5 protein-coding genes are annotated in these 4,493 nt (G+C 67.1%); 3 read left to right on the forward strand and 2 right to left on the reverse strand.

The window, feature by feature from the left end; genetic code table 11:
- The first annotated feature begins 99 nt into the window (after positions 1–99).
- Positions 100–1,578, forward strand: a complete 1,479-nt coding sequence (locus BEN49_RS11630) for an APC family permease (protein ID WP_070743579.1) — start codon at positions 100–102, stop codon at positions 1,576–1,578.
- Between the two features lie 269 nt (positions 1,579–1,847).
- Here the strand turns inward: BEN49_RS11630 and BEN49_RS11635 are convergent, their stop codons facing one another.
- Positions 1,848–2,246 carry a hypothetical protein gene (locus BEN49_RS11635; protein WP_083326014.1) on the reverse strand — a complete coding sequence of 133 codons (399 nt, stop codon included), beginning with the start codon at positions 2,244–2,246 and terminating at the stop codon, positions 1,848–1,850.
- A 172-nt stretch (positions 2,247–2,418) separates the two neighbouring features.
- Here BEN49_RS11635 and BEN49_RS11640 point away from each other — a divergent pair, with 172 nt between their 5' ends.
- Positions 2,419–2,709, forward strand: coding sequence for a hypothetical protein (locus BEN49_RS11640; RefSeq protein ID WP_125916781.1), 291 nt, complete (start codon positions 2,419–2,421; stop codon positions 2,707–2,709).
- Here BEN49_RS11640 and BEN49_RS11645 read toward each other — a convergent pair.
- On the reverse strand, positions 2,706–3,017 hold the full coding sequence (locus BEN49_RS11645) for a SemiSWEET family sugar transporter (RefSeq protein ID WP_070743589.1): 312 nt from the start codon (positions 3,015–3,017) through the stop codon (positions 2,706–2,708). The two genes, BEN49_RS11640 and BEN49_RS11645, sit on opposite strands and share 4 nt — an antisense overlap.
- 86 nt (positions 3,018–3,103) lie before the next feature.
- On the opposite strand from BEN49_RS11645, the gene BEN49_RS11650 reads away from it, so the two are divergent.
- A partial coding sequence (locus tag BEN49_RS11650) for a Na+/H+ antiporter (protein ID WP_070743584.1) occupies positions 3,104–4,493 on the forward strand: 1,390 nt, incomplete at its 3' end.

Below are 4,493 nucleotides of genomic sequence, written 5' to 3' on the forward strand. Positions count from 1 at the left end.
TGCCCCGCCCCCAAAAGATGCGCCGCGGCCCGCGTTGGGCCCCGGGCTTTGCCGCCGCCAGCGCGTAGCTTGCCGGCTTAATTCCGTTTCCGCTTTTCTATGGCCGACGCTACGCCCACTTCCCAGCCCCATTTCCAGCGGGCCCTCACGCTGTTCGACGCCATCATGCTCGTCACGGGCAGCATGATTGGCTCGGGCATCTTCATCGTTTCGGCCGACATTGCCCGGCAGGTGGGCACGGCTGGCTGGCTGCTGGTGGTCTGGCTCATCACCGGCCTCATCACCACGGCCGGCGCCGTGAGCTACGGCGAGCTGGCGGCCATGTTCCCCAAGGTGGGCGGGCAGTACGTGTACCTGCGCGAGGCCTTCGGGCGGCTGGTGGCGTTCCTCTACGGCTGGACGCTGTTTCTCGTCATCCAAACCGGCGTGATTGCGGCCGTGGCCGTGGCCTTCGCCAAGTTTCTGGGCGTGCTCTGGCCGTGGTCGAGCGTGGCGAACGTGCTGTTCACCGTGGGGCCCCTGGCGATTAGCAGCGCCCAAGTGGTGGCCATTTTGCTGATTGTGGGCATCACGGCCCTGAACGCGCAGGGCGTGCGCACGGGCAAGCTCATCCAGAACGTGCTGGGCAGCACCAAGTTGGTGGCGCTGGCGCTGCTCATCGTGTTCGGGGTGGCGCTGGGCCTCAACCACGCCGCGGTGCAGGCCAACTTCCACGACGTGTGGGCCGCCGCGCGCTACCCCGCCGCGGGAGGCCCGGCCCTGCCGCTGAGCGCAGGGGCCCTGGTTATTGCCATCGGCATGGCCATGTCGGGCTCGCTGTTTTCCTCCGATTCGTGGAACAACATCGGCTTTGCGGGCGAGGAAATCCAGAACCCCGAGCGCACCCTGGTGCGCAGCATGGTCATCGGCACGGGCATCGTTACGGCCCTCTACATTTTGCTGAACATCGTGTACTTGCTGGTGCTGCCGCTGGCCGGCTCGCCCGATGCGGCCACCGTGGCCGGGCGCGGCATCATGTACGCCAAGGACGACCGGGTAGCCACCGCCGTGGCCGAATCGGTGCTGGGGGCCCCGGGGGCCTACGTCATGGCTATCCTCATTATGCTCAGCACGTTCGGGGCCAATAACGGCATCATCCTGAGCGGGGCGCGGGCCTACTTTGCCATGGCCAAGGACGGCCTGTTTTTTCCCGGCCTGGCCCGCCTCAACCCCGCCGGGGTGCCCGCCCGGGCGCTGTGGGCCCAGTGCGCGTGGGCCAGCCTGCTGTGCCTGAGCGGCAGTTACGGCCAGCTGCTCAACTACGTGATGTTCGCCGTGATTTTGTTTTACGTGGTCACCATCGTGGGCATCTTCGTGCTGCGCCGCACCCGGCCCGATGCGCCCCGCCCCTACCGCGCCTGGGGCTACCCGGTGGTGCCGCTCATTTACATCGTCCTGGCCTCCACCTTCTGCATCGTGCTGCTCATCGCCCCCGACACGGCCGAGTATTCGCGCCGCGGCCTGGGCCTGGTGGCGCTGGGGCTACCAGTGTTTTTCCTGTTCGGCCGCCGCTTCGGGGGCCCCGCGGCGGGGGCTTAGGGCCCGGTTTGAGGGTGCAGCAGGTTGCCGTTGGGGCCCCTGCACTACTTTATTAAAACAGCCGGTGATGGTCTGCAACGGGGTGGTCCGGCGACTTTTTTCGTCGTCGGGCCACTCTCACGATTGCCTAGGGCCGCTGTTCTTTAGCAAGAGTGGCCCGACGAAGCCCTGCGGGCAATTCGCCGGACCACGCCGTTTCAGACCATCGCCAACAACAGAAAGGCCTTTCCCGCGTGGGAAAGGCCTTTCTGTTGTTCAGATATTGAGAACTACATGTCCTGGATCTTCTTGGCGGGGCCGCTGGGGGCGTCTTCGCCAAACTTTTGCTCCTTGGTCCGCACGTCATGGTCCAGTTCGTAGCTGCCCTCGACTCCGAAGCCGGGGCCCTGCTGCTGCTCGTTGGCCTCGTCGTGCTCGGTGCCGCCCTGGGGCGTGCTTTCCGAGCCCCCGATGTGCAGGTTTTCGAGCTGGTCCTTCTGGTCGGAGCGCTGGGTGTAGCCGTGGGCGCCGGTGTAGCGGGCGGCCGAGGCGTCGTTCTCTTCTTTGCCGTTGCTCTGGTCGGCTTTGTATTCTTTTTCTTTCTGCTGCTGCTCGTTCTGCGGCACGTCGCGGGCCGATTGCGGTTCTTTCTGGTCGTCGTCGGTTCCGAAGAGGCTGTCAAGTATCATAAGAAGGGTAGGTAGATGAGGATGAGAGGAAACTACAGGGTGTACGCCCCCGGCGCGGTTGCGTTGCCGCCCGGCCGGCGCGCGGCCCCGGGGGCCCTATTTTTGTAGGCCCGGGCCCGCGCCGGGGCCCCGGGTGGCCAAACAAACCCGGTCGTTTTCACTTGTGCCCGCCATGGACTTCTCCAAACTCTACCGCCCCTCTGCCCTCAACAGCTTCCAGTTCGTGGCCATCACCGGGCTGCTGATGAGCGCCGGGGCCCACGTCATCCTGGCGGTGTTTGTGGGGCGCGTGCCGGTGGGCTTTAGTTGGCTGTACGTGTGCTGGCTAGCATTTTACGCCGGCGGCACGCTGCTCAACTACTTCGGCAAGCCCAACGCCGGCCATCACCACGACCACGACTATCACGACCATGACCATGGGGATGACGACGAGGACCACGGGCACAACGGCACCTTCCACTAGCCGCCGCCGGGGCGTGGGGTGGCCGGGGCCACGGGCGGGGCGGCCCGGTAGCGCCACTTGAAATACACCAGCACCAGCGTAAAAAACAGGTTGCAGCCGTTGCCCAGCAGGATGGGCACGCTGCGGGTGTAGGCCCCGTAGGCCAGCCACAGCGCCATGCTGGCCCCGCCCACCGCGAGCATCGAGCCCGAGAGGCCCTGCGCCGAGCGCTTCTGCCAGGTGTGCACCACCTGCGGGAAAAATGTGAGGCCCGACAGGGCCGCGGCCAGCAGGCCAACCCAGGTGAAAAGGTGCGCGAAGGATTGCATGGCCTGCATACGCAGCCGGGCCCGCCGGGGCCCACCAGGGGCCCCGGCGGCGGTGCACCGGCGCGCAGCGTTTAGTTTAGCGGCCAATGAGCCAGCTCGAACCCGTCATCTTTCTGTTGGCCCTGCTGGTGGGGCTGTCTGCGGTGGCGCCGCGCCTCAAGCTGCCCTACCCGGTGCTGCTGGTGGCGGCCGGGGGCTTGTTGGCGCTGCTGCCGCTGCGGGCCGTGGTGCTCAGCCCCGACGTGGTGTTTCTGCTGTTTCTGCCGCCGCTGCTCTACGAGGCCAGCTTCAACATGTCGTGGCACGACTTCGTGGCCTACCAGCGCGAGATTTCGCTGCTGGCCGTGGGCCTGGTGCTGGTCACGACCACGGCGGTGGCGGCCATTGCGCACTTTTTTATTCCCGGGTTTAGCTGGCCGCTGGGCTTTGTGCTGGGGGCCATTGTGGCGCCGCCCGACGCCGTGGCCGCTACCAGCGTGACGCAGGGGCTGGGCATACCCAAAAAAATCACCGCCATCCTGGCCGGCGAAAGCCTCGTCAACGACGCCTCGGCCCTCATTGCCTACCGCTACGCGGTGGCGGCGGTGGTGAGCGGCACGTTTGCGTTTTGGGACGCGGCGGGGCAGTTCTTTTTGGTGGCCGGCGGCGGGGCCCTCATCGGCCTGGCGCTGGGCTGGGCCGTGGCGGCGGTGCAGCGCCGCCTGGCCCAGCCCACGCTGGCCACGGCCGTGACGCTGCTGGTGCCCTACGTGGCTTACCTGCTGGCCGAGCGGCTGGGCGCTTCGGGGGTGCTGGCGGTGGTGTTCATGGGCCTCGTCATTTCGCGGCGCTCGCACGAGATTTACGACAACCGCGCCCGCCTCCAAAACAACAGTTTCTGGCAGGTGTTCGGCTTTTTGCTGAACGGCCTGGTGTTCATCCTCATTGGGTTGCAGCTGCGCACGGTGTTTACGGGGCTGGGGCCCCACGCCTGGCTGCCCACCGTGGGCTACGGCCTGCTCATCAGCGTGGTGGCGGTGGCCATCCGGCTGGGCTGGGTGTTTCCAGTGGCGTTTCTAATGGCGTTCATCCACGGCTGGCGGCGGCGCGAGGCCACGCCAGTACCCATGCGGGCCCTGTTCATCACCTCGTGGGCGGGCATGCGCGGGGTGGTGTCGCTGGCCACGGCGCTGGCCCTGCCCCTGGCGGTGGCGGGCGGCCAGCCGTTTCCGCTGCGCAACGTGGTGCTGTGCATCACGTTCGTGGTCATCCTCTTCACCCTGGTGGTGCAGGGCCTCACGCTGCCCTGGTTTGTGCGCCGCCTGCACGTGCAAGATGCGCCCGGCGTGCAAACCCTGGAGCAGCAGGAGCTGCGCCTGGCCCTCATCGACGACTCGGTGGCGTACCTCGGCACCCGGCCCGCGGCCGACGCCGCCCCCGCGGCCGTGCGCGACATCCTGTGCGGGCTGCTCGATGGCCAGGCCGACCGCCTGCGCC

Origin of the sequence: Hymenobacter coccineus (assembly GCF_001816125.1) — a bacterium.
In the GTDB taxonomy this organism is placed as follows: Bacteria; Bacteroidota; Bacteroidia; order Cytophagales; family Hymenobacteraceae; genus Hymenobacter; species Hymenobacter coccineus.